19 protein-coding genes are annotated in these 22,190 nt (G+C 73.3%); 10 read left to right on the plus strand and 9 right to left on the minus strand.

Annotated features, from left to right (window positions below):
* Positions 1 to 72: 72 nt before the first annotated feature.
* Positions 73 to 990 carry an RDD family protein gene (locus ACXET9_RS12150; RefSeq protein ID WP_457886874.1) on the minus strand — a complete coding sequence of 306 codons (918 nt, stop codon included), beginning with the start codon at positions 988 to 990 and terminating at the stop codon, positions 73 to 75.
* Positions 991 to 1,108: 118 nt separating this feature from the next.
* Here ACXET9_RS12150 and ACXET9_RS12155 point away from each other — a divergent pair, with 118 nt between their 5' ends.
* Both ACXET9_RS12155 and ACXET9_RS12160 read left to right on the plus strand, forming a co-directional pair.
* On the plus strand, positions 1,109 to 2,104 hold the full coding sequence (locus ACXET9_RS12155) for a stage II sporulation protein M (RefSeq protein ID WP_457886876.1): 996 nt from the start codon (positions 1,109 to 1,111) through the stop codon (positions 2,102 to 2,104).
* A gap of 77 nt (positions 2,105 to 2,181) precedes the next feature.
* On the plus strand, positions 2,182 to 3,087 hold the full coding sequence (locus tag ACXET9_RS12160) for a phosphotransferase family protein (RefSeq protein WP_457886877.1): 906 nt from the start codon (positions 2,182 to 2,184) through the stop codon (positions 3,085 to 3,087).
* Here the strand turns inward: ACXET9_RS12160 and ACXET9_RS12165 are convergent.
* Genes ACXET9_RS12165 through ACXET9_RS12185 form a run of 5 tightly spaced genes read right to left on the minus strand, consistent with a single transcriptional unit; the run spans position 3,065 to position 8,639 of the window.
* Positions 3,065 to 4,363, minus strand: coding sequence for a DUF58 domain-containing protein (locus ACXET9_RS12165; RefSeq protein ID WP_457886878.1), 1,299 nt, complete (start codon positions 4,361 to 4,363; stop codon positions 3,065 to 3,067). The genes ACXET9_RS12160 and ACXET9_RS12165 overlap by 23 nt on opposite strands.
* A gap of 10 nt (positions 4,364 to 4,373) precedes the next feature.
* On the minus strand, positions 4,374 to 5,420 hold the full coding sequence (locus tag ACXET9_RS12170; protein ID WP_457886879.1) for an AAA family ATPase: 1,047 nt from the start codon (positions 5,418 to 5,420) through the stop codon (positions 4,374 to 4,376).
* A complete protein-coding gene (locus ACXET9_RS12175; protein WP_457886880.1) occupies positions 5,417 to 6,724 on the minus strand; it encodes a DUF4350 domain-containing protein in 1,308 nt (435 codons plus the stop codon). Before ACXET9_RS12175 ends, ACXET9_RS12170 begins: the two co-directional genes overlap by 4 nt.
* A complete protein-coding gene (locus tag ACXET9_RS12180) occupies positions 6,721 to 7,374 on the minus strand; it encodes a DUF4129 domain-containing protein (protein ID WP_457886881.1) in 654 nt (217 codons plus the stop codon). Before ACXET9_RS12180 ends, ACXET9_RS12175 begins: the two co-directional genes overlap by 4 nt.
* The gene (locus tag ACXET9_RS12185; protein WP_457886882.1) at positions 7,371 to 8,639 is read right to left on the minus strand and encodes a glycerophosphoryl diester phosphodiesterase membrane domain-containing protein; all 1,269 of its coding nucleotides are present in this window, start codon (positions 8,637 to 8,639) and stop codon (positions 7,371 to 7,373) included. Before ACXET9_RS12185 ends, ACXET9_RS12180 begins: the two co-directional genes overlap by 4 nt.
* Before the next feature lie 158 nt (positions 8,640 to 8,797).
* Here ACXET9_RS12185 and mtrA point away from each other — a divergent pair, with 158 nt between their 5' ends.
* From mtrA to secA, 7 genes are all read left to right on the plus strand, one after another.
* Positions 8,798 to 9,490, plus strand: coding sequence for an MtrAB system response regulator MtrA (mtrA, locus tag ACXET9_RS12190; RefSeq protein WP_457886883.1), 693 nt, complete (start codon positions 8,798 to 8,800; stop codon positions 9,488 to 9,490).
* Positions 9,491 to 9,506: 16 nt separating this feature from the next.
* The gene (gene mtrB / locus ACXET9_RS12195) at positions 9,507 to 11,216 is read left to right on the plus strand and encodes an MtrAB system histidine kinase MtrB (protein ID WP_457886884.1); all 1,710 of its coding nucleotides are present in this window, start codon (positions 9,507 to 9,509) and stop codon (positions 11,214 to 11,216) included.
* On the plus strand, positions 11,213 to 12,946 hold the full coding sequence (locus tag ACXET9_RS12200; protein ID WP_457886885.1) for an LpqB family beta-propeller domain-containing protein: 1,734 nt from the start codon (positions 11,213 to 11,215) through the stop codon (positions 12,944 to 12,946). The genes mtrB and ACXET9_RS12200 overlap by 4 nt, the downstream gene beginning before the upstream one ends.
* Positions 12,947 to 13,237: 291 nt before the next feature.
* On the plus strand, positions 13,238 to 14,077 hold the full coding sequence (locus ACXET9_RS12205; RefSeq protein WP_457886886.1) for a ComF family protein: 840 nt from the start codon (positions 13,238 to 13,240) through the stop codon (positions 14,075 to 14,077).
* 132 nt (positions 14,078 to 14,209) lie between these two features.
* A complete protein-coding gene (hpf, locus tag ACXET9_RS12210) occupies positions 14,210 to 14,860 on the plus strand; it encodes a ribosome hibernation-promoting factor, HPF/YfiA family (protein WP_457886888.1) in 651 nt (216 codons plus the stop codon).
* A 204-nt stretch (positions 14,861 to 15,064) separates the two neighbouring features.
* Positions 15,065 to 16,426 carry a winged helix-turn-helix domain-containing protein gene (locus ACXET9_RS12215; protein ID WP_457886889.1) on the plus strand — a complete coding sequence of 454 codons (1,362 nt, stop codon included), beginning with the start codon at positions 15,065 to 15,067 and terminating at the stop codon, positions 16,424 to 16,426.
* Positions 16,427 to 16,572: 146 nt separating this feature from the next.
* Positions 16,573 to 19,476 (plus strand): preprotein translocase subunit SecA, encoded by a 2,904-nt coding sequence (secA, locus tag ACXET9_RS12220; RefSeq protein ID WP_457886890.1) that lies wholly within the window; start codon positions 16,573 to 16,575, stop codon positions 19,474 to 19,476.
* Positions 19,477 to 19,624: 148 nt separating this feature from the next.
* On the opposite strand, the gene ACXET9_RS12225 is transcribed toward secA, so the two are convergent.
* Together ACXET9_RS12225 and ACXET9_RS12230 are read right to left on the minus strand one after the other, a co-directional pair.
* Positions 19,625 to 20,020 (minus strand): Rv3235 family protein, encoded by a 396-nt coding sequence (locus ACXET9_RS12225; RefSeq protein WP_457886891.1) that lies wholly within the window; start codon positions 20,018 to 20,020, stop codon positions 19,625 to 19,627.
* Positions 20,017 to 20,934 carry a LysM peptidoglycan-binding domain-containing protein gene (locus tag ACXET9_RS12230; protein WP_457886892.1) on the minus strand — a complete coding sequence of 306 codons (918 nt, stop codon included), beginning with the start codon at positions 20,932 to 20,934 and terminating at the stop codon, positions 20,017 to 20,019. Before ACXET9_RS12230 ends, ACXET9_RS12225 begins: the two co-directional genes overlap by 4 nt.
* 399 nt (positions 20,935 to 21,333) lie before the next feature.
* Here ACXET9_RS12230 and ACXET9_RS12235 point away from each other — a divergent pair, with 399 nt between their 5' ends.
* Positions 21,334 to 21,873: a hypothetical protein gene (locus tag ACXET9_RS12235; protein WP_457886894.1), complete on the plus strand. Its 540-nt coding sequence runs from the start codon at positions 21,334 to 21,336 to the stop codon at positions 21,871 to 21,873.
* A 38-nt stretch (positions 21,874 to 21,911) separates the two neighbouring features.
* On the opposite strand, the gene ACXET9_RS12240 is transcribed toward ACXET9_RS12235, so the two are convergent.
* Positions 21,912 to 22,136: a helix-turn-helix domain-containing protein gene (locus ACXET9_RS12240; protein ID WP_457886896.1), complete on the minus strand. Its 225-nt coding sequence runs from the start codon at positions 22,134 to 22,136 to the stop codon at positions 21,912 to 21,914.
* Positions 22,137 to 22,190: the final 54 nt, after the last annotated feature.

Consider the following 22,190-nt stretch of genomic DNA (forward strand, 5'->3'; position numbering starts at 1 on the left):
GGAATCCGGGGCGGTCCGGCGGACAGGGCCGCCCCGCCGTCCCGCAGCAGTGCCGTCCTCTGGCCGCCCGGTTCAGGCGCGGAAGGGGGCGGTGCGGACCTCGGCCGCGAGCTCCCGCTGCCGCTCCCGCGCCCGCCGCAGACGCGCCTCGTCGCGGCGGGAGCGCTCGGCCACCACTGCACCGAGGAACTCCTCCAGATCGCTGCCGGGCGGGGGACCGGGATTCACATGCGGCAGGGTCCGCTGGACCAGGTCCCGCGTCAGCACGCGCCGGGAGACCGGGTTGATGCTCGAGGCCCGCGGCAGGAACGAGCGGATGTCCTGCACCAGGTCCGTCGGCAGGCGGCCGACGTCGGCCCCATCCGCCCACTCGCGCAGCGAGGGCGGGACCTCGATCGGTGCGGGGATGCGGTCGCGCATCCGCTCCTGGATCACCATCGTCCCGGCGAGCATGTCCCCGAGGCGCCGCGAGCGGGAGTCGAGCACCGAGAGCGCGAGCGCGAGAGCGCCCGCCGTCGACCAGACCTCGAACATCGCCATGACCGCGCGCAGCAGGCTCTGGCGCACGTGCACGGGACCGCCGTCGTCGCGGACGACCCGCGTCCCCAGGGCGAGGCGTCCCAGGGACCGCCCCCGACCCAGCACCTCGCACAGCACCGGATAGCCGACGAACGCCGCGACCGACACCAGCACCGCCAGCGCGGAGGCCATCCCGTCGTCCAGCCCGCGGGCCGACAGCCAGGCGGTCGCGACGAGACCGCCGATCAGGATCAGCAGCTGGACGGCGCCGTCGATCGCCGCCGACAGCATCCGCACCGCGAACGAGGCGGAGCGCAGGTCCAGCCGCACGGCCTCCCCGGTGACCACCGCATCGCGATCCGCGGAGAGCGGGCCGGGGGCGGCGTACGGGGACGCGGCTCCGGCGGGGCCGGGGGATGCGGAGCTGAGGGATGCGGTGCCGGGGGACGCAGTGCCGGAGAGGGCGGACATGCGAGCCATCCTCGCAGGCTCGCAAGGGCTCCGTCAGCGCCGAGCGTCTGCTTCCGTGGGGGCGCGGCCCCGACGGAAGTCGGGGGCCCTCGCACGGGCCCGCGCCTACGCTGGGACGGTGGACATCGACGCCTTCATCGCCGTGCACCGGGGGGATTGGGAGCGCCTGCGGGAGCTGACCCGTCGGCGCCGGCTCGCCGCGTCCGAGATCGACGAGCTCATCGCCCTCTACCAGGAGACCGCGACGCATCTGTCGACCGTGCGCTCGACCGTCCCCGACCCCGCGCTCACGGCCCGGCTGTCGCTGCTCGTGCACCGGGCCCGGCTGCGGATCACGGGCACCCGCGTGCCGCTGTGGAGCCACGCGCGGCGCTTCCTCTGGGACGATCTGCCCGCCGCGCTCTACCGGGCGCGCGGGGCGGTCGCCCTCTCCGCGGTCCTGATGCTGGGATCGGCGCTCGTCTCCGGCCTGTACTTCGGCCTCGACGGCACCGCCCGCGACCTCGTCGCGACCCCCGAGCAGCAGAAGGCGCTCGTCGAGGAGGACTTCGTCGCCTACTACTTCCAGGGGGACGCCTCGGGCTTCGCCGCGCAGGTCTGGACCAACAACGCCTGGATCGCGGTGCAGGCCGTCGTGCTCGGCGCGACCGGCTTCTGGCCCGTCGTGATGCTCCTCCAGAACGGGCTCAACGTCGGCATGAGCGCCGGGGTGATGGGCGCCCACGGCGGGCTCGGCACCTTCTTCGTGTTCATCCTCCCGCACGGTCTGCTGGAGCTGACCGCGATCTGCGTCGGCGCGGGCGCCGGCCTGCGCGTGTTCTGGGCATGGGTCCGCCCGGGCGCGCTGCCCCGGCTGTGGTCGCTCGCGCGGGCGGCGCGCGCGCTGGTCACCGTCGCGATCGGGCTCGTGCCCGTGCTGCTGGTCTCGGGACTCGTCGAAGGCTTCGTGACGCCCAGCGCGCTCCCTGCGGGCGTCCGCATCGCCATCGGCGCCGCGGTCTGGATCGCGTTCCTCGTCTACATGCTGGGCCGCGGGCGCCAGGCCGTCCGGGAGGGCATCAGCGGGGACCTCTCGGAGGAGCTCGTGGGCGACGCCGTGGCCGTCGCCGGCTGAGGGGCCGCCGTGCCGGCCAGGGGAGGCGCCGCGCCGGCCGCAGGTTCGGCCGACGGACGGGGTCCTATACTCCGATCATGGTGAGCACGCGCGAGGAGCCGGCGCCGGAGGTGCTCTCCGCCCTCCGCCGCGCCTGGCCCGCTCTGCCCTGGGAGCGCGCGGAGCCCGCGCACGGAGCCTTCCATCGGGTGCTGGTCATCCCCGGCACGACCGTCGTGCGGCTGCGCGACGGCGCCGGGCACCGGACGGCCGTCGACCGCGAGCTGCGCGTCGCAGGCCTGCTCGCCGACGTCGGCCTGCGCGTGCCCGCGCCGCAGGGGACGGCGGTCCACGGAGAGGGCTGGTCCGCCGGACGCTGGGAGCACGCCCCCGGCCGCGGCATGCGCGCCCGCAGCTGGGCGGCGGATCGGAGCCTGCTGCTCGAGATCCTCGAGCGCTGGCGCGACGCCGCGATCGCGCACCCCGGACTGGCCGACGCCCTGCCGCCGGTGCGCACATGGTGCGGCGGCGAGGCCTGGCCGCGGATCCTCGAGGAGATCACCGCGCGAGATCCGGAGCTGCGGCGCCGCGCGCTCGACGCCGCCGCGGACGTGCGGCGCGACGAGACCGGGCCGGGCGCGGAGGAGGCGACCCTCGTGCACGGGGACCTGGGCCCGCACAACATCCTGCGGGACGCGCTCGTCGGAGACCCGAAGGACGGGGCCGACGATTCCTGCGGGCCGAGCGGGCCGCCCTGGATCATCGACGTCGATCACGCCGCCTGGGCGGATCCTGCCGTCGACGTGGCCCCGCTGCTGGCGTTCTACCCGCGCGGAGATCTCGCGCGGGACCTGCCGGCGGCGCTGCTGGATCGCGCGGTCCGCCTGCGACGGTCGCTGCCGCTGCAGGTCGCGGCGGCGGCGCATCTGCGCGGCGACATCGCCCTGCGCGAGCACGCGCTGGGCCGGGCCGGGAACCGGCTCACAGACGTCCCGCGGCCTTGAGCGCCAGGTAGGCGTCGGCGAGGGCCTGCGGCGCACGGTCGGGCGGTGCATCGACGACATGCGCGCCGACGCGCTCGACGGCCAGGGAGACGCCGGCGCGCTCGAGCCGTGCGCCCTCCGCCGCGGCCGCCCGGTACACGGCCTCGATGTCGCCGCGATCGGCGGCGAGCTCGTCGAGGGCCGGATCGGAGACCGAGGCCAGCACCAGCGGATGGTCCTTCGCGAGCCGGGCGACGACCGGCAGCAGGCCCGTGTGCAGCACCGACGCCTCCACAGGGGTGAGGAGCACGATGAGCGAGCCCCGGCCGGCGCGCTGCGCGATCGTCGACGCGGCGCGCTCCCAGTCGGTCTCCACGAGGGCCGGGTGGACGGGCGAGGTCGCGGCGACCATGTCGTGCAGGACCGTCGTCCGGCTGGACCCGGTGACGGAGGCATGGGGGATCCGGTCCAGGCACAGCAGGTCCACGCGGTCCCCGGCCTGACGGGCGAGGGCGGTCAGGAGCAGGGAGGCGTCGAACGCGGCGTCGAGGCGGGTGCCCCCGCCGATGCGCGCGGCGGAGACGCGGGAGGTGTCCACGACGATGAGGACGTGGCGGTCCCGCTCGGGCCGCCAGGTCCGCACGACGACGCTGCGGCGGCGGGCGGTGGCGCGCCAGTCGATCGAGCGCACGTCATCGCCGTCGACGAAGTCCCGCAGGGAGTCGAACTCGGTGCCGGCGCCCCGCTGATGGAGGGCGGAGAGCCCCTCGATCTCCCGCAGCCGCTGGACGCGGGAGGGGAGGTGCCGCCGGGAGCCGAACGGATGCAGCGCGAGGAGCCGGCCGGGGGCGTCGACGGCGGCGCTGCGTCGGCCGAGGCCCAGCGGTCCGCGGGAGCCGATGACGAGGGCCCGGGACGTGTGCTCGCCGCGACGGGTCGGGGTGAAGGACTGCTCGATCGCGCGCCGCTCGCGACCGGGGACCCGCAGCCGGTGGCGCTGCGCGTCGAGACCGGCGGTCGGATTCCAGGCATCGCGGATCTCGAGGTCCGCGGCGCGCGAGGCGGGGTTCGCGATCAGGAGCCGGCCCGCGGCGTCCGATCCCAGGCGCACCTGCCCGGGCGCCTGGCGCCGCACCGTCAGCGCTCGCGGCGACGGGGCGGCGAGGGCATCGCCCAGCACGATCGCCGCCCAGGCGACGACGAGCGCGAGGAGCGTCCACCAGTGCGGCCACAGCACCACGACGGGCAGCCCGACGAGGGCCGCGAGCGCGGCCCTCGGGGTCGGGGAGATCCTCATCGGTGCTCGCTCAACGGGGGACGGCCACGGAGGCGAGCGTCGCGGCGAGGACCGCCTCGACCTGCGTGCCCTCGAGCTCGGCCTCGGTGGTCAGGCGCACGCGGTGGGAGAGCGTGGCCGGGGCCATCGTCTTGACGTCGTCGGGGGTGATGAAGTCGCGGCCGGAGAGGTACGCCCAGGCGCGGGCGGTGCGCAGCAGGGCGATCGCACCGCGGGGGGAGACGCCCAGGGAGAGGCTGGGGGAGCGGCGCGTCGCGCGGCACACGTCGACGACGTACTGGACGACCGGGTCCTCGGCGGCGACGCGGGCGACGTCCTGCTGCGCCCGGTGGAGGGAGGCGACGTCGACGACGGGGCGCAGGCCCATGGCGGAGAGGTCGGTGGTGTCGAAGCCGTCGGCGTGGCGGCGCAGCACGTCGATCTCGACATCGCGCTCCGGCAGCGGCATGACGGCCTTGAGGAGGAAGCGGTCCAGCTGCGCCTCGGGCAGCGCGTAGGTGCCGTCGAACTCGATGGGGTTCTGGGTCGCCACCACGAGGAACGGGTCCGGCAGGGGCCGGCCGACGCCGTCGACGGTGACCTGCCGCTCCTCCATCGCCTCCAGGAGCGCCGACTGGGTCTTCGGGGGCGTCCGGTTGATCTCGTCCGCGAGCAGCAGGTTCGTGAAGACCGGGCCCTCGCGGAAGACGAGATCGGAGGTCGTGCTGTCGTAGATCAGGGAGCCCGTGATGTCGCCGGGCATCATGTCCGGGGTGAACTGGACACGGCGCATGCGCACGTCCAGCGCGGCCGCGAGGGAGCGCACGAGCAGCGTCTTGGCGACCCCGGGCACGCCCTCGAGCAGCACGTGCCCGCGGCACAGCAGCGCGACGACGAGGCTGGTGACGGCGGCGTCCTGGCCGACGACCCCCTTGTGGACCTCGGCGGCGAGGCCCTGGAGGCGGTCGCGGGCGGTGCCGTCGGGCCGGGGCGCGGGCTCTGAATCGGTGGACTGGGCGGAGGGCTGCGCTCCGGGCTGCGCCGCCGGGGAGGCGGAGGCGTCGGGGAGGTGGGTCATCGGTCGATCTCCTTCTCGAGGTCGTCGAGGCGAGCGGCCAGGTCGACGAGATCCTGGTCGGTGGGGACGGGGGTCGGGCCCAGCAGGTCGCGGAGGCTCTGCGGGGTGCGGGGTGTGACCCCCTCGGGGACGCTCAGATCGCCGATCGCGGCGATCAGCGCATCGAGGGAGTCCTCGCGGCGCAGCCCCAGGCGGGAGGCCAGGCGGCTGGAGGTCGCGGAGCGCAGCGAGGCCGCGGCGGCGTCGCGCGCATCGGCCTGCTGGAGCAGCCGGGCGCGCCCGAGCACGATCTCCTGCGGACGAACGGTCACCGGGAGCGGCTCGACGACGACGGGGCCGTCGCGTCGGCCGACGGCGACCAGCGCGATCACGGCGATGACGATCACCCACAGCGCGACCGGGGCGATCCAGCGGGGGAGATGCGTGAACAGGCTCGACGAGGCCGCCGCCAGGGGATCGGCCGCGGAGGGCAGGTACCAGGTCACTGCACGCGCTGCACTGTCCGCGCCATCCGTCTCGTCCGCCCCGAGGGCGTTCAGGGCGAGCGCGGCGTTGTCCGCGCGACCGATGCCCTCGTTGGTGAGCAGGTCCGGCGAGCCGAGGACGAGGATGGAGCCCTCGCGGGCGACGAGGCTGCGTCCATCGGCATCCCCGGCAGGGCCGAAGCATCCCTCGGCATCTCCGGCGGTGCGGTACAGGCGCGAGGCCCCGCCCGCGCCGTCCGTGCCCAGCACCTGCAGCGTGCGGGCGCCGTGGTCGAGGCCGCCGCAGCTCTCGGCGGTCAGCGTCGTCTCGTCCTCGAGCGCTCCGGCGGGACTGATGTCCGGCGCCAGGTACCCGAGGGCGATGGTGTCGGGACGCACGAGCACCAGGCGGCCCTCTCCCTCGGAGAGCGCCTCCTCGAGGAGATCGAGCTGCGCGAGATCGAGGGCGGCGGTCGAGGTCACGACGACGGTGCGGCCCTCGCGGAGGTCCTCGGCGGCATCGGAGGTGCGCCGGGCGACCTCCACGTCGACGTCGAGGTCCTCGAGGACGGTCACGACCGCGCGCGATCCCTGCGGCGTGGGGGCGTCGACCTCGAGCAGGCCATCGCGGTAGTAGCCGCGGGCGACGCCGGCGAGCACCGCGGCGAGCACCGCGAGGACCACGAGCGCCATGAGACCGGGATGCCGGCGCGGCGGACGGGCGGCGCTGCGAGCGGTGCCGTCGGCGCGATCGCCGGAGGGATCGCCGACGGGGCTGTCGACAGTCGCGGGGGCTGCGGGGGCTGCGGGGGCCGAGGGGGCCCCGGTGGGAGCGCTCACGGGGCGGCCTCGAGGAGATCCTGCTCCGGAGCGGAGAGGTCGGGCGCCGCCTCGGCGACGTACTCGGCGAGGCGCAGGAGGTCGTCGGCCTGCTTGCGGCGGACGCTGCGATGGGAGTAGGCGGCCATGTCGAAGGCGTCGGCGGCGCGCAGGAGCCGCGCCCGGAGATCGGGGAAGGCGGCGCCGGCCTCGCGCGCGGCCTCGTGCGCCGTCATCCCGGTGGTCGCGTCGAGCAGGGTGCGCTCCTCGAGGTCCCGCACGAGCGCGCGCAGCGCCAGGACGGTGCCGTCGTCGAGCAGCCCGTCGTCGATCGCGGCGCGGGACCGGTCGCGCAGCTCCTTCCCGCTCAGGCGCGCATCGGCGCCGAGGCGCGCGTCGACGCCGAGCACGGCGCCCCGCCGGATGAGGCCCGATCGTCGGATGACGAGGACGAGGACCACGACCAGGAGGACGGCGCCGAGGAGCGCGACGCCGGTGCCGAGGGCGCTGGATCCGTGGACGCCCTCGAGCAGGCCGTCGATCCAGTCCTCGATGCTCGAGAGCAGCCACGCCACGAACCCGTCGGACCCGGCGTACTCGCCCTTGGCGAGCTCCTCGAGCACCCGGGCGCGGGCCTCGTCGGGCTCGAGGGCGGGGCCGGCGAGGATCATCGGAGGCCCCCGGCGTCGCGGCCGGAGGACGGACCGTCGGCGAGCAGGCCACCGGAGCGGGAGCCGACCTGCCCGGCGGCGCCGCCGGAGCCGCCGGCGACCGCCATCGCGCCGGCGCGATGCGCGCGGTCGGCGCGGACGAGCTCCACGTCCCAGGCCTCGTGGCGCATGCGGATGTCGGCGTAGAGGGCGGCGACGGCGGAGGCGTAGAACGGGGTGAGCAGGAAGGTCGCGAGATAGGCGCCGATCATCGAGACGACCGTCAGGACGGTGACGCCGAGGACGACGGCCTCGAAGGAGGTCGCGAGCAGGATCGCGAAGTAGACGACGGCGCCGACGGTGCCGAACACCCCGGCGACCACCTGGCTGGCCAGGTAGTAGAGGATGTACGAGAGGACGCCGATGCCGAGCACGCGCCACTGTCGCCGTCCGGCCGTCAGCGCGAACGAGCGCCGGACCGCCCCGAGGACGCCGGTGCCCTCGACGGCGAGGGAGGGCACCGCGAGCAGCAGGCGGGCCCACACCCAGACCGACGCGAGGACGCCGAGGAGGAGGCCGACGAGCAGCCCTCCCACGGTCCCGATCCCGGCCTCGCGCACGATGAGCAGCGGGAGCGCGCCGAGCGCCGTGGGGACGACGAAGGCGACCGCGGTCAGGACGGCGACGATCAGCGAGACCGCCACGGCGGGCAGGGCGAAGCGGCGGGTCGTCGGCCAGAGCGCCCCGTCCTCGCCGCGGCCCGCGGTCGCGGCGTCGATCGCGAGCCGCGTCAGGGGCACCGTGACGACGGAGGCGGCCACGAGCGTGATGATCGAGGTGACGACGGTGGAGCCGACAGTGGAGAGGATCTCGCCGAGGCCCCCGAAGGTCGCGGAGGTCGACGTGCTGGTGGTATCCGCCATCACCGACTGCATCTCGCCGATCAGGGGGAGCATGCCGACGCCCGTGGTGATGGTGATCAGCACGTAGGCGATGCCGTAGACCGCGGCGGAGAGCACGAGCGCCGGGCGGGCGCGCAGCCGGTAGATCCGCACGGCGGCGCCGAGGATCTCGCCGAGCCCCAGCGGGCGCAGGGGGAAGAGCGGCTGGACGGTGTCGAGCTCGCGCGCGGTCCCGCCGGCGACCGGGGCGGCGCCGAGACCCGGCGCGGCCGGGCCGGATCCGAGCGGTTCCGGGCCTCCGCCGGGCATGCCCGCGGCGTCGTCGCCCTCGGCGGGACCCCGGTCGGGCGCCGTCGATCCGGGTGCTGTCCATCCGGTGCTCATGGGATGCGTGCTCCTCTCTGGTGCGAAGCGGTCCGTGCGGATCCCAACCTACGGACCCGGCGGGCACGGACCGATCCGACGAACGTCGATCCCGTCGATCCGGTGGTCCATCCCCCTCTCTGGGCGCCTTCCCCCCGGCAGCGGGCGGAAATGGCACAATGAGCCCTATGACGTCGCCTTCACGGATCCTCGTTGTCGATGACGACCAGGCGATCGCCGAGATGGTCGGCATCGTGCTGCGCGGCAAGGGCTTCGAGGTCGCCACCTCCCCGGATGGAGCCTCTGCCCTCGAGACCTTCCCCCGCCTCCGCCCCGATCTGGTCCTCCTGGACCTGATGCTGCCGGGCATGGACGGCATCGAGGTCTGCCGCCGCCTGCGCCGGGACTCCGGCGTCCCGATCATCATGCTCACCGCCCGCTCCGACACGGCCGACGTGGTCGAGGGGCTCGAGGCGGGGGCCGACGACTACCTGACCAAGCCCTTCGAGCCGGACGAGCTGGTCGCGCGCATCAAGGCCCGCGTGCGCCGGGTCGAGGCGCCGACCACCGAGCACCTCACCATCGGCGACCTCGTCATCGACGTCGACGGTCACGAGGTGCGCCGGGACGGCGAGCTGATCGCGCTGACCCCGCTCGAGTTCGACCTGCTCGCCCAGCTCGCCCGCAAGCCCTGGCAGGTGTTCACCCGCGACGTGCTCCTGCGCGACGTCTGGGGCTACCGCCACAGCGCCGACACCCGCCTGGTCAACGTCCACGTGCAGCGGCTGCGCTCGAAGATCGAGCACGATCCGGAGAACCCGGCGATCGTCGTGACCGTCCGCGGCGTGGGCTATCGCGCCGGCGGCGCCTGAGAGGCGACGACCGCAGGTGACCGGAGGCGAAGGAGCCTCGCGGCTGCGCGAGCGCGGCCGCCGCGTCCGGGAGGCGGTCGAGCCGCGGCGCTGGTCGCTCGCCCTGCGCGTCGTGCTGGTGACGACGCTGCTGGCGACCTTCGCGATCCTCTCCGTCGGCGCCTATCTGTCCTCGGTGATCGCCGACGGGCTCTACGAGCAGCGCCGCGAGCGGGTGCTCGACGAGACCGTCGAGGTGCGCAGCCAGCTCGTCGACGACCTCACCTCGCTGTCGGGGGCGACGAGCACGCAGCAGCAGGACGCGGCGTACGCGTTCATCACCTCGGTGGGCGGGCAGTCCGGCGCCGACGCCCGCGAGGTCGCCCTGTTCCCGGCGGACTCCTCGTCCACCCTCCTGCAGGTCGCCTCCGACCAGTCCCTCTTCGATGCGATCGATGACGAGTTCGAGGACTCGGTGGCGGAGTCCCCGGACTCGCTCGTCTGGAGATCCATCGGCCGCGACGACGGCACCGGGGCCGTGGAGCCCGCGCTGCTCGTCGGCACCCGGGTGATCGTCCCCGGCACCGGTTCCTACGACCTCTACATCGTCTACTCGCTCCAGGAGGAGCAGCAGACCCTCTCCTTCGTGCAGCGTGTGATCCTGGGCGGCGGCGCCGTGCTGCTGGCGCTCGTCGTCGGCATCGCCGTCGTCGTCGCACGGCTCGTGACCACGCCGCTCAAGCGCGCCGCCCTCGCCGCCGAGCGGATGGCCGGCGGCGATCTCGACAGCCGTGTGGAGGTCTCCGGCAGCGACGAGCTCGCGAAGGTGGGGGAGTCGTTCAACGACATGGCCCGCAGCCTCGCCCAGAAGGTCGACGACCTCACCGAGCTCTCCCGCGTCCAGCAGCGCTTCGTCGCCGACGTCTCCCATGAGCTGCGCACGCCGCTGACGACGATCCGCATGGCCGCCTCCGTGCTCGACGATCAGCGCGACCGCCTGCCCGGGGAGCTGTCGCGCACCGCCGAGCTGCTGTCGACGCAGGTCGACCGCTTCGACGCGCTCCTCGCGGACCTGCTGGAGATCTCCCGCTTCGACGCGGGTGCCGCGCGCCTGGAGACCCACCGCGAGGACATCGACGATCTCGTCATCGCCGCCGTCGGGGACGCACGGCCCCTGGCCGCCGCCCGCGGGAGCACCCTCGAGCTGCGCCTCGCCGGCGAGGGCGTCGAGGCGATGGTCGACGCCCGTCGCGTCGACCGGATCCTGCGGAACCTCCTGACCAACGCCATCGAGCACGGTGCGGGACGCCCGGTGCTCGTGCAGACCGCGGGCGACGAGGACGCGGTCGCGATCGTCGTCCAGGACTTCGGATCCGGGATCAGCCCCGAGGACGCCCGCCGTGTTTTCGACCGCTTCTGGCGCGCTGACCCCTCCCGCGCCCGCACCCTCGGCGGGACCGGGCTGGGCCTGGCGATCTCCGTCGAGGATGCGCACCTCCACGACGGCTGGCTGCAGGCCTGGGGGCAGGCCGGGGAGGGCGCGGTCTTCCGTCTCACGCTGCCGCGCCGGCCCGGCGGCTCGTTCTCCCGCTCCCCGCTCCGCCTCGAGCGCTCCTTCGACCGCAGCGCGGTCGACGACGGGGCGAGCACCATGACCGGCGAGATCGAGATCTCTCCCGACCTGCTGCCCGACATGCTGACCGACCCCGCCCCCCGGGCGGGAGAGACCGGAGAGGAGCACCGATGAGCCGTCCCGATGATCGCGACCCGTCGGCGCCCGGACGCCGGGCGCTCCTGCGCGCCGCCGGGATCGCGGCGGTCGCGGGCCTCGCGAGCGCCTGCGCGCGCATCCCCACCGACTCGGAGATCACCGTGCGCGAGCTCGCGGGCGAGGCGCAGGCCGGCGCCCCCTACGTGCGAGCGCTGCCGCCCGCGGAGGACGCCACGCCCTCCGAGGTCGTGCTGGGCTTCGTCCAGGCGGGCGTGGGCCCCGAGGACGACTACGCCGTCGCCCGCGAGTACCTCACCGAGGACCTCGCACGGACCTGGGACCCCGGAGAGCAGGTGACCATCTACTCGGGCAGCCAGGAGCTGCAGGTCGAGTCCGTCGACGAGGCCAGCGCGACGCTCCTGGTGCAGGTCGTCGCCTCGGTCACCAGCGGGGGGCTGCGCAGCCTCCTGGCGGGCGTCACCCCGCGCGAGGTGCCCATCGGGCTCACCCAGGTCGACGGGCAGTGGAGGATCTCCGACGTCCCCGACGGCATCTTCCTCTCGGAGGCCGCCTTCGACACCCTCTACGCCTCTGCGCGGCTCTACTTCGTGGACCCCCGGCAGCTCCACCTTGTCCCCGATCAGCGGTGGTTCTCCCTGAACCGCGGCGCCTCCGCGGTGCTCGCCGCGCTCGCCGCCGGCCCGTCCCCGTACCTCGACGGCGCGGTCGTCTCCGAGGTCCCCGCCAGCTCCGGCGTCGCCGCCGCCGTCGTCACGAGCGGCGCCGACGGCGTCGTGCAGGTCGAGGTCCCGACGGCCGTCGGACAGCTCGACCTCGGCCGTCGGGCGATCGCCCTCCGGCAGATCGAGGCATCGCTGCGCTCCATGTCGACGCTCAGCGGGGTCCGTCTGACCTGGGAGGGCGACGACCTCACGCCGGCAGGAGAGGACGCGATCCAGCGGGCGCTGCCCGGCCACCGGCCCATCGCCGCCGCGACCCGCGGCGTCATCTCCCTCACCGACACCGACATGCAGGGACTGCCCGTGCAGCTGGTGCCCGCCCTGGCCTCGGTCGCCGTCGCCGCGCCCGCGATCGCGCAGGACGGCATCCTGGCCGCCGCCCTCGGCGACGAGGACGCAGTCGTGCTCGTGACCTCCACCGACGGGTCCCTGCCGCTGCGCGAGGCCGCGAGCGGGGGAGTCTTCGTCGCCCCTCGGATCGACGACGCCGGCTACGTGTGGACGGGCGCCCGCGCGAGCTCCGGTGTGCTGCTCGCGCTCTCCGGCGTCGGAGCAGACGCCGACGTGAAGATCGACGCCCCCTTCCTGAGCGATCGCGAGGTGCTCTCCCTCGATATCGCCGCCGACGCCACCCGCCTGCTCGTGCTCTCCGCCGACAGCGCCGGGTCGCGGCTGGACCTGTGCGCCGTGCGGCGCGATGCGGACGGCGTCCCGGTCTCGCTCACCGAGCCCATCGTCATCCGCGCCCCGCAGATGAGCGGCATGACCCGCGCCGGATGGTACGACGAGGTCGCGATGCTCGTGCTCGGCGAGGACACCGGAGCGCAGGAGCAGCGCGCGCAGGTCCTCGACCTCGCCAACGGACGCGACCCCCTCCCGGACTTCGGCATCGAGGTCATCTCGATCGCCGGGACCTCGGTCGCCGAGACCGTCTGGGCCGGCACCGTCGAGGGCACCCTGCTGCGCAGCGACGGCGAGGGCTGGGCGGGCGTCGACCTCACGGCCACCGACCCGGCGTTCTACTGACCCCGGGGCGGGGCGGGGCGGGGCGGGGCGGGGCGGGGCGGGTGCCGGGGCCGGGGCGCTCGACAGAGCCGGATCGGCGGCGCGGCGATGCTCCTCCCCAGGGGCGCATCGTCCACAGCCGCGGGCCTCGCGGACTTCGAGGACCCGAGGTCGTGCTGGGATCGCCGGATGGACGGCCTCGGACGCGCAGAGCACGTGGAACGCACAGGACCCACAGGACCCACAGACCCCATCGGGCCCACCGGACCCTCAGGACCAGGAGTCGCTGAGCGCATTCGGCGCCCGGACTCCGTGAGCTCGGCGGCCGGGGCGCTCCTGCGTCGGACGGCGTTCCTGCTCGGCGAGATCCTGGCGCAGACCTGCGCCCTGATCGCCCCGAGGGAGTGCCCGTGCGGACGCGAGGGCGCATGGCTCTGCCGGGACTGCGCCCTGCTGCTCGAGGCGCCGCCGACCCGGGTCGACAGCGTCTGCGACGCTCTGCAGCTGCTCTCCTCCACCCGTGTCCGAGAGGAGGACGCCGTGCCCGCCGGGACGGACCATCGTCCGCTGCTGCCCGTCCTCGCGATCGGCGAGTACGCCGGCCCGCTGCAGAGCCTGGTGCTGGCCTGGAAGAACGGCGGGATGCTGCATCTCGGTCCCCACCTGGCCTCCGCCCTCGTGCCCGCCGTCGAGGCCCTCGCGTGCGAGACGCGCGAGACGGCGGCGTCGAGCAGCGACCCCGTGCTGCTGATCCCCGTCCCCTCCCGACGCTCCGCACGGCTGCGCCGCGGCGAGGACCATGTCGCCGAGCTCGTCCGGGAGATCGCGGCGCGAGGCGGGGGCCGCGCGCTCGTCCTGCGCGCCTCGCCCACCACTGCGCAGGAGGGCGGCGGATCGCGCCAGCGCCGCCATCGGCGCATCCGCCTCGGGCGCGGCGGGGTGCCGGAGCCGTTGCGCGGGAGAGCGGCTGTGATCGTCGACGACGTCGTCACGACCGGGGCCACGCTCCGCGGCATGCACGAGGCGCTGACCTCAGCGGGAGTGCCCGTCCTCGGCGCGGTGGTGATCGCCTCCGCCCGGCTTCCCGTCCCGAAGCGGCTGCCCCGCCGCGCCGCAGGGGCGGTCGGGACCTCAGGTGCAGAAACCCGATGAGATCCATGGCACACTGTTCTCACTCGCAGGGACAGATCGCGAGTCCTCTCCCGTCAGGAGGTGCCCACCCAGCCGAAGAGCCATCGCGGCCGGGCTCAGAGCGGCCGCACCCCGACCTGAGGAGTACCACTCATGGAGATCAATGTCGTCGGACGCCACATGGACGTCCCGGATCGCTTCCGCCGCCACCTCACCGACAAGCTCGACAAGGTCACCCAGCTCGCCCCCGCGGCCATGCGGGTCGACGTGGAGATCTCGCAGGAGAAGAATCCCCGCCAGAACGAGCTCAGCGATCGCGTCGAGCTCACGGTCTACGACAACGGGGCGGTCATCCGCTCCGAGGCGCGGGCGGACGACCTGTACGGTGCGCTGGATGTCGCTCACGGGAAGCTCCTCGAACGTCTGCGGCGCTCGCGCGACCGCCGGAAGGACCGTCGTCGCGGCCGCGAGCGCTCCCACCAGGGCGCCACGGCGAGCCTGCGCACGATGACCGCGGACGGCGACCTCCCTGCACCGCTGCAGGACGCGGAGCCCGTGGACGCGGCTGCCGTCGCCGAGGACGCGACGAGCACGGCCGAGGACTTCAGCCCGGTCGTGATCAGGGAGAAGAAGCACCCTGCCGAGCCCATGAGCATCGACGACGCCCTCTACCGGATGGAGCTCGTCGGCCATGACTTCTTCCTCTTCATCGACGAGGGATCCGGCAATCCGAAGGTGGTCTACCGTCGGAAGGGATGGAACTACGGCGTGATCGAGCTCGACGGGGAGCTGCAGAGCTCCTGAGCCGATAGCCGTCCCGCAGGGCGGGCGGTGCGCACGATCTGCGCGCCGCCCGCCCTCGGCATGTCCGAGAGCGGGCGTACGGTGCACGAGCACGAGCACGAGCACGAGCACGAGCACGAGCACGAGCACGAGCACGAGCACGAGCTGAGGCCCGTGCGCCATGAGCAGGGATCCAGTGAGGCACGCAGGCGGAAGGGGCGATGGATGACGGCGAGCGACGGGGCAGGGGCATCGGGCCGGCTCACGGCGGCGCAGGCGAGAGCGATCGCCCTGCGCTCCCAGGGGATCGGCGGGGTCCGACGAACGGCGACGCCGTCGACCAGGACGAGCACGGAGGCGCTGCGGCGCACCGTCGAACGGACCCATCTGCTGCAGATCGACTCCGTCAGCGTCTTCGCGCGCGCCCACCACCTGCCGGTGTACACCCGGCACGGCAGCTGGGACGTCCGCGCCCTCGACCGCGCCGCACGCCCGGGGGAGGAGCGGCTCCTGCAGGAGGCCCTCGCCCATGAGGCCGCCTTCACCACCGACGAGGTGCACCGCCGCCTCGGATTCCGCCGTCGCGCTGCGCGGAACGAAGGATGGCAGGCGGTGCAGGACGCCGCGCGGAGCATGCCCGACGGGCTCGCCAGGATCCGGGAGGTCCTCGCGGAGCAGGGCCCGCTGAGCGCCGCGGAGATCTCCCGCGCACTCGGAGACCATCAGCGCGGAGACGGATGGGGATGGCGACGGACCACCGTCCAATGGGCGGTCGAGCACCACTTCCGCACGGGCGACCTCGAGTGCGTCGGCCGCAGCGCGCAGTTCGAGAGGCTCTACCTCCCGGTCGCGTCGTCGGCCGATGGCGCAGGCGACGCCGCAGGGGACGGCGCAGTCCTCGGGGGGAGCGACGAGACGGACCTGCGATCGCGGGATGAGGAGGACGTGGCGCATCTGATCGCCCTCGCCGCCCGCGCCCTGGGCGTCGCAGAGGCCTCCTCCCTGTCCGACTACTTCCGGATCAGGAGCGCGACCGCACGTCCGGCGATCCAGGAGCTGATCGCCACCGGCGAGGTCCGGGAGGTCGAGGTCGACCTCCCGGGCGGGACGCGGCGCATGCTGCTCCACCGCGATGCGCCGGACCCGGCACCCGTGCGCACCCGCGCCCTGGTCAGCCCCTTCGACCCCGTCGTCTTCCACCGTCCGCGCCTGGCCTCGCTGTTCGACGTGGACTACCGCATCGGGATCTACACGCCCGCCGAGCGCCGCACGACCGGCTACTACTCCCTCCTCTTCCTGATGGGCGACCTCTTCCCCGCACGAGTCGACCTTCGCGCCGACCGGGCGCGCGGCGTCCTCGAGGTCCGCGGCGTCTACCGCGAAGAGCTGCCGCAGCTGGGACGGCGGATGCGGAGGAGCGATGCCGCCATCGCCCGCGACCTCGCCGTCGAGCTCCGTCGAGCGGCCCGCTGGCAGCAGCTCGACGAGGTGCGCGTCCCGCAGGAACCCCTCGCGCAGGGCGCCGATCCCGCGCTCACCTCGGCGCTCGCGACCGCGCTCGCCGGAGCCCCGACGGACGACGGCTGACGGACTCCGACGGAGTCGAGGAGGATGCGTGAGCGCCTCTCGTCGTGAGGATCGGCGCAGCCGTCAGCGCGCGAGGATGCGCGCCGTCTACGATGGGTCAGGCATCGGACGCCCTGAGGGCGCATGAGACAACTTCGGGAGCATGTGTGGTCAACCTCTTCGACAAGATCCTCCGCGCCGGCGAGGGGCGCGAGCTCCGTCGACTGCAGGGCATCGCCCAGCAGGTCGAGGACGCGGGCGACGTCTTCGCGGAGCTGAGCGATGAGGAGCTCAAGGGCGAGACCGCCCGCTTCCGCGAGCGCCTGGAGGACGGCGAGACCCTCGACGACATCATGGTCGAGGCCTTCGCCGCGGTGCGCGAGGCGGCGACCCGCACGCTCGGGCAGCGCCCCTACCCCGTCCAGATCATGGGCGGTGCGGCGCTCCACCGCGGTCGCATCGCCGAGATGAAGACCGGTGAGGGCAAGACCCTCGTCGCGACCCTCCCGTCGTACCTCAACGCCCTCGCGGGCAAGGGCGTGCACGTCGTCACGGTCAACGACTACCTCGCCGGCTACCAGAGCGACCTGATGGGCCGCGTCTTCCGCACCCTCGGCATGACCACCGGCGTCATCAAGTCCGGGCTCACCCCCGCGGAGCGCCGCGAGGAGTACGCCGCGGACATCACCTACGGCACGAACAACGAGTTCGGCTTCGACTACCTGCGCGACAACATGGCCCTCAAGCCCGAGGACCGGGTCCAGCGGGAGCACTTCTTCTGCGTCGTCGACGAGGTCGACTCGATCCTCATCGATGAGGCCCGCACCCCGCTGATCATCTCCGGGCCGGCCTCCGGCGACGCCAACAAGTGGTACTCGGAGTTCGCGAAGGTCGTGAAGCTGCTCCGCCGTGACCGCGACTACGAGGTCGACGAGAAGAAGCGCACCGTCGGCGTCCTCGAATCCGGCATCGACAAGGTCGAGGACCATCTCGGGATCGAGAACCTCTACGAATCGCTGAACACGCCGCTGATCGGCTTCCTGAACAATGCGATCAAGGCGAAGGAGCTGTTCAAGCGCGATAAGGACTACGTCGTCCTGAACGGCGAGGTGCTCATCGTCGACGAGCACACCGGGCGCATCCTCGCCGGTCGCCGCTACAACGAGGGCATGCACCAGGCGATCGAGGCCAAGGAGGGGGTGAAGATCAAGGCCGAGAACCAGACCCTCGCCACGATCACCCTCCAGAACTACTTCAAGCTCTACGAGAAGCTCTCGGGCATGACCGGCACCGCCGAGACCGAGGCCGCCGAGTTCATGAACACCTACAAGCTCGGCGTGGTGCCGATCCCCACGCACCGCGAGATGCAGCGCGTGGATCAGGCCGATCGCATCTACCGCACCGAGAAGGCGAAGTTCGATGCCGTCGTCGAGGACATCGTCCGTCGGCACGACAAGGGCCAGCCGGTCCTCGTGGGCACCACCAGCGTCGAGAAGTCCGAGTACCTCGCGAAGCTGCTGACCGCTCAGGGCGTCAAGCATGAGGTCCTCAACGCGAAGAACCATGCGAAGGAGGCCGGCATCATCGCGATGGCCGGCGCCAAGGGTGCGGTCACCGTCGCCACCAACATGGCGGGTCGAGGCACCGACATCATGCTCGGCGGCAACGTCGAGTTCATGGCGCACTCGGCCGTCGAGCAGCTCGGCATCGATCCCGAGGAGGATCCCGAGGGCTACGAGGCCGCTTGGGATGAGGAGATGGCCAAGGCCAAGGCCGCCGTGGCGACGCAGCACGACGAGGTCGTCGAGCTCGGAGGGCTCTATGTGCTCGGCACCGAGCGCCATGAGTCCCGGCGCATCGACAACCAGCTGCGCGGCCGCTCCGGCCGACAGGGCGACCCGGGCGAGTCCCGCTTCTACCTCTCGCTCCAGGACGATCTGATGCGCCTGTTCAACTCCGGGGCCGCGGAGTCGCTGCTCGCCCGCGGTGGCGTCGACGAGTCGATCCCGCTGACCGGCCGCATGGTCTCGGGCGCGATCCAGCGCGCGCAGAACTCGATCGAGTCCCGCAACGCGGAGATCCGCAAGAACGTCCTGAAGTACGACGACGTCCTCACGAAGCAGCGCAAGAAGCTGTACGAGGAGCGTGCACGGATCCTCGAGGGCGAGGACCTCGACGAGCACATCGACCGCTTCATCGAGGAGGTCATCGGCGGCACCGTCGACGCGCACACCAAGGGCGTCAACGGCGAGGACATCGACCTCGAGGAGCTGTGGGGGGCGCTGCGCACCGCCTTCCCGATCTCGATCACGGCCGAGGAGGTCATCGAGGAGGTCGGCGGCAAGGAGGACCTGAGCGGCGAGGTCCTCAAGGAGGAGATCCTCTCCGACGCTCGCCTCGCCTACGAGAAGCGACGCGAGGAGCTCGGCGACGAGGGCCTCCATCAGCTCCAGCGTCGCGTGCTGCTCTCGGTGATGGATCGCCGCTGGCGCGAGCACCTCTACGAGATGGACTATCTCAAGGAGGGCATCGGCCTGCGCGCCATGGCTCAGCGCGACCCGCTCGTCGAGTACGAGCGCGAGGGCCATCTGATGTTCAACGACATGATCGCGGGCATCAAGGAGGACTCCGTCGGGTACGTCTACAACCTCGAGGTCCAGGTCGCCAAGGCCGAGTCCGTCGTGCCGAAGGCGGTCTCGGATCTGCTGACGTCGACCGCCGGCGCGCACGGGAGGACCGCGGCGGCCGTGGCGGCTGCTGCGAACGCGGTCGAGGCGGCGAAGACCGGGGCCGCGAGCTCCGCGGATGCCTCGACGGAGGGCGCTGCGGCCGACGGCGGTGAGCCGGCCTCGGACGAGGAGAGCGTGGTGCTGACCGGTCGTGGCCTCGAGGACGGCGTCGGTGCAGGGCAGCTGCGCTACAGCTCCGCCGAGGGCTCGGGCATCCAGGACCCGGCGAACCTGTCGCGTGCGCAGCGTCGTCGCCTCGAGCGACAGGGGCGCCGCAGCGGAGCCTCGAACCGCCAGGACCGTGACAAGCCGCGTCCGGAAGATCGCTCGCACCGCGCCTGAGGCCGCGGGAGCGGCCGGGGCCTGACCGGCGGTGCGCCGGGCCGACGGCATTGGGCCCGCGGCAGTGGGCCGGCGGATGCTGCACAGCATGAGGGAGGGGACGGACCATCTGGTCCGTCCCCTCCCTCATGTCCCGCTGGCCGCGCGCTCAGCCGATCTCGAGCACGGTGATCTTCCATCCGGTATGGCGGAGCTCCCAGCGCATCGCGAGGAAGCGGGCGCGATCGGGCTCGCGCAGCACGCAGCTGGCCTCGACCGTGCGTGCGTTGACGATGCACGTGCGCACACCGGAGACCTGCAGCTGCTTGGGCGGCGCGTACCCGGTGGTCGCCCGCAGGCGCCGGGTGAGGGAGGCGCGGCGGGAGAGCATGAGGGCCACCTCGGGGGTGACCAGTCGGGTCAGGGCATTGTCGGGACGCATGTCGCGCACGATCTCCACGGCGCAGCGGGCGACGGGCTCGATCATCCTCGCGACGGCACGGGGGTCCTCGGAGCGCAGATCCTCCTGGCCGGAGGGGAGAGGCTGCTGATCGGTGGTGCTCATGACTGCTCCTGGGTGGTCAGGTGGCCGGGGACGGTGAGGACCTGGCCGGGGATGAGGAGGGAGGGGTCGTCGCCGAGGAGATCGCGATTGGCCTGGTGGAGATCCGGCCATGCGGCAGTGATGTCGGCGTCGGCATCGGCGTCGGGACCGAGCAGGTCGTCCGTGATGGACCACAGGGTGTCTCCCTGCTCGACGACGACGGTGCCGGGCGGAGGGGCGGGCGCCCCGGTGTCCTCGGCATACGTGCCGGCCGCCTCAGCCGCCTCGCCCGCATCGGTCGCCTGCTGGGCGTTCTGGGAGTCCTGATCGGCGTGGGGATCCTGGTCGTCGGACGACGGCGCATCCGCGGCCTCCTCCGGGATGGGGACGGGCGTGCCCTCCCAGCCGAGGTCGGGAAGCTCCTGCCGCGGGATCTCGTCGAGCGTCGGGAGGCTGCCCTCCTCGGGTGCGGCGGGATCCGGGAGTGCCGGTCCGTCGTCGGTGTCGGTCCCGTCCGCTGCGATGCTCTGCGCGGCGGAGGCCGAGGAGGCGGACGGATTCTCGAAGACGTCCTCCACCGCGGCCGAGGCGGGCAGGAGCATGAGGGACCCGGCGACGGTCGCCGCGGAGGCGCCCACGGCGACCCGTCGCGCGAGTCGGGGAGCGAGCAGACGCAGCGCCACGAGGAGCGTCCGACCCGCGGTGCTGGCAGGTCCGGTCACGGCGACGAGCGAGGCGAGGCCCCACACCAGGGCCAGGTAGGCGCACAGCAGTGCGCCGCCGCCCGCGAGGAGGACGAGGACCCACGCCATCATCGCGTCCGTCCCCAGCCCCTGCCTCGCCTGGGCGAGCAGAGCGTCGACGGTGCTCGACATCGCCAGCGCACCGACCACGGAGATCGCGGCGCCGGCCGCATACCGCCCGGCGCTCGGCATGCGGGACGGCGACGACGGCGGCGGCGAGCCGACCGCACCGTGCGTCGGCGCTGCTGACGGTGCCGACCTCGCCCGCGGCGTCGCCGTCCCGTCGCGTCCCTGCGGACGTCGCTGTTCCCCTGCGGACATCTCTTCCACCCCTGTCGTCGCGGCATCATCGCGAACGTCTGTGTTTGATGCGATTTGATGCCGATTGGTTCCCCCACAAGAAGCTAGTGGGCTGTGGGCGCGAGCACAATTGGACGTAAGTGCCATGTGGACGGCCGACATTGGGGAGGAGTGGTACGTAAGTACCAACCGGAGCGGCCGATTGGTACGAAAGTACGAGAAATGAGCGGGTGCGATCCGGGGAGAGGAAACTCCCGGCGATATCGGACGGCCGCCGCCTACAGTGACGCCATGCGATTCGAGCGGATCTTCGACGATCTCGAGGGGCAGTTCGCCCATGGGCAGCAGGAGGAGATCCGCGCGGTCTCGGAGGACTTGGCGCGCGCCGAACGCGCGCAGGTGCATCTCGCCGACCGGCTGCGGGGAGCATCGGGCGCAGAGGTGTCGCTCGTGATCGGCGCGTCGATCCGCCTCAGCGGACGCGTCGAGAGATGTGGGGAGGACTGGATGCTCCTGGAGGAGCACGGGCACCGGCGGGTGCTCGTGCCGCTGGCCGCGATCAGCACCCTGCAGGGCCTGCCGGCCCGGGCCCGCCCGGTCTCCGACGCCCTCGGTGGACGGCCGTCGCTGCTCTCCGCGCTGCGCTCCCTCGCACGGGACCGGCGCGCCGTCCTCGTGGAGACCGCCGCGGGGAGGAGCACCGGGAGGATCTCCGGCGTCGGTGCCGACTGGATGGGCTTCAGCCTCCTGCCGACGGGCGAAGTCCGCTCCGGCGCGACCGGTGCGCTCACGATCCCGCTCAGCGCCCTGCTGCTCATCGCCGAGGCGTGATCGAGGGCACCAGGCGCCGCGGGGAACCGCGTGCCGGGTCAGGCGTGGTGCTCGCGCAGGCGCTCCTCGTGCAGCGCATGCTCCGTCGCCCGGTAGCTGCGTTCGATGTAGGACTCGAGCTCGGCGGCCTCGACGCGCCACTGGCCGCGCCCCCCGACCTTGATCGCCCGCAGCTCTCCCGAGCGGACGAGTGCGTAGGCCTGGGATGCCGAGATGGCGAGCACCTCCGCGACATCGGTCAGCGGCATGAAGCGAGGAGCCATCGTGCGTCCTTCCGTTGCGGTCTCGGCGGCGAGGGAGTCGTCCGCGCACCAGTC

The organism is Brachybacterium netajii (SeqCode), assembly GCF_054114245.1.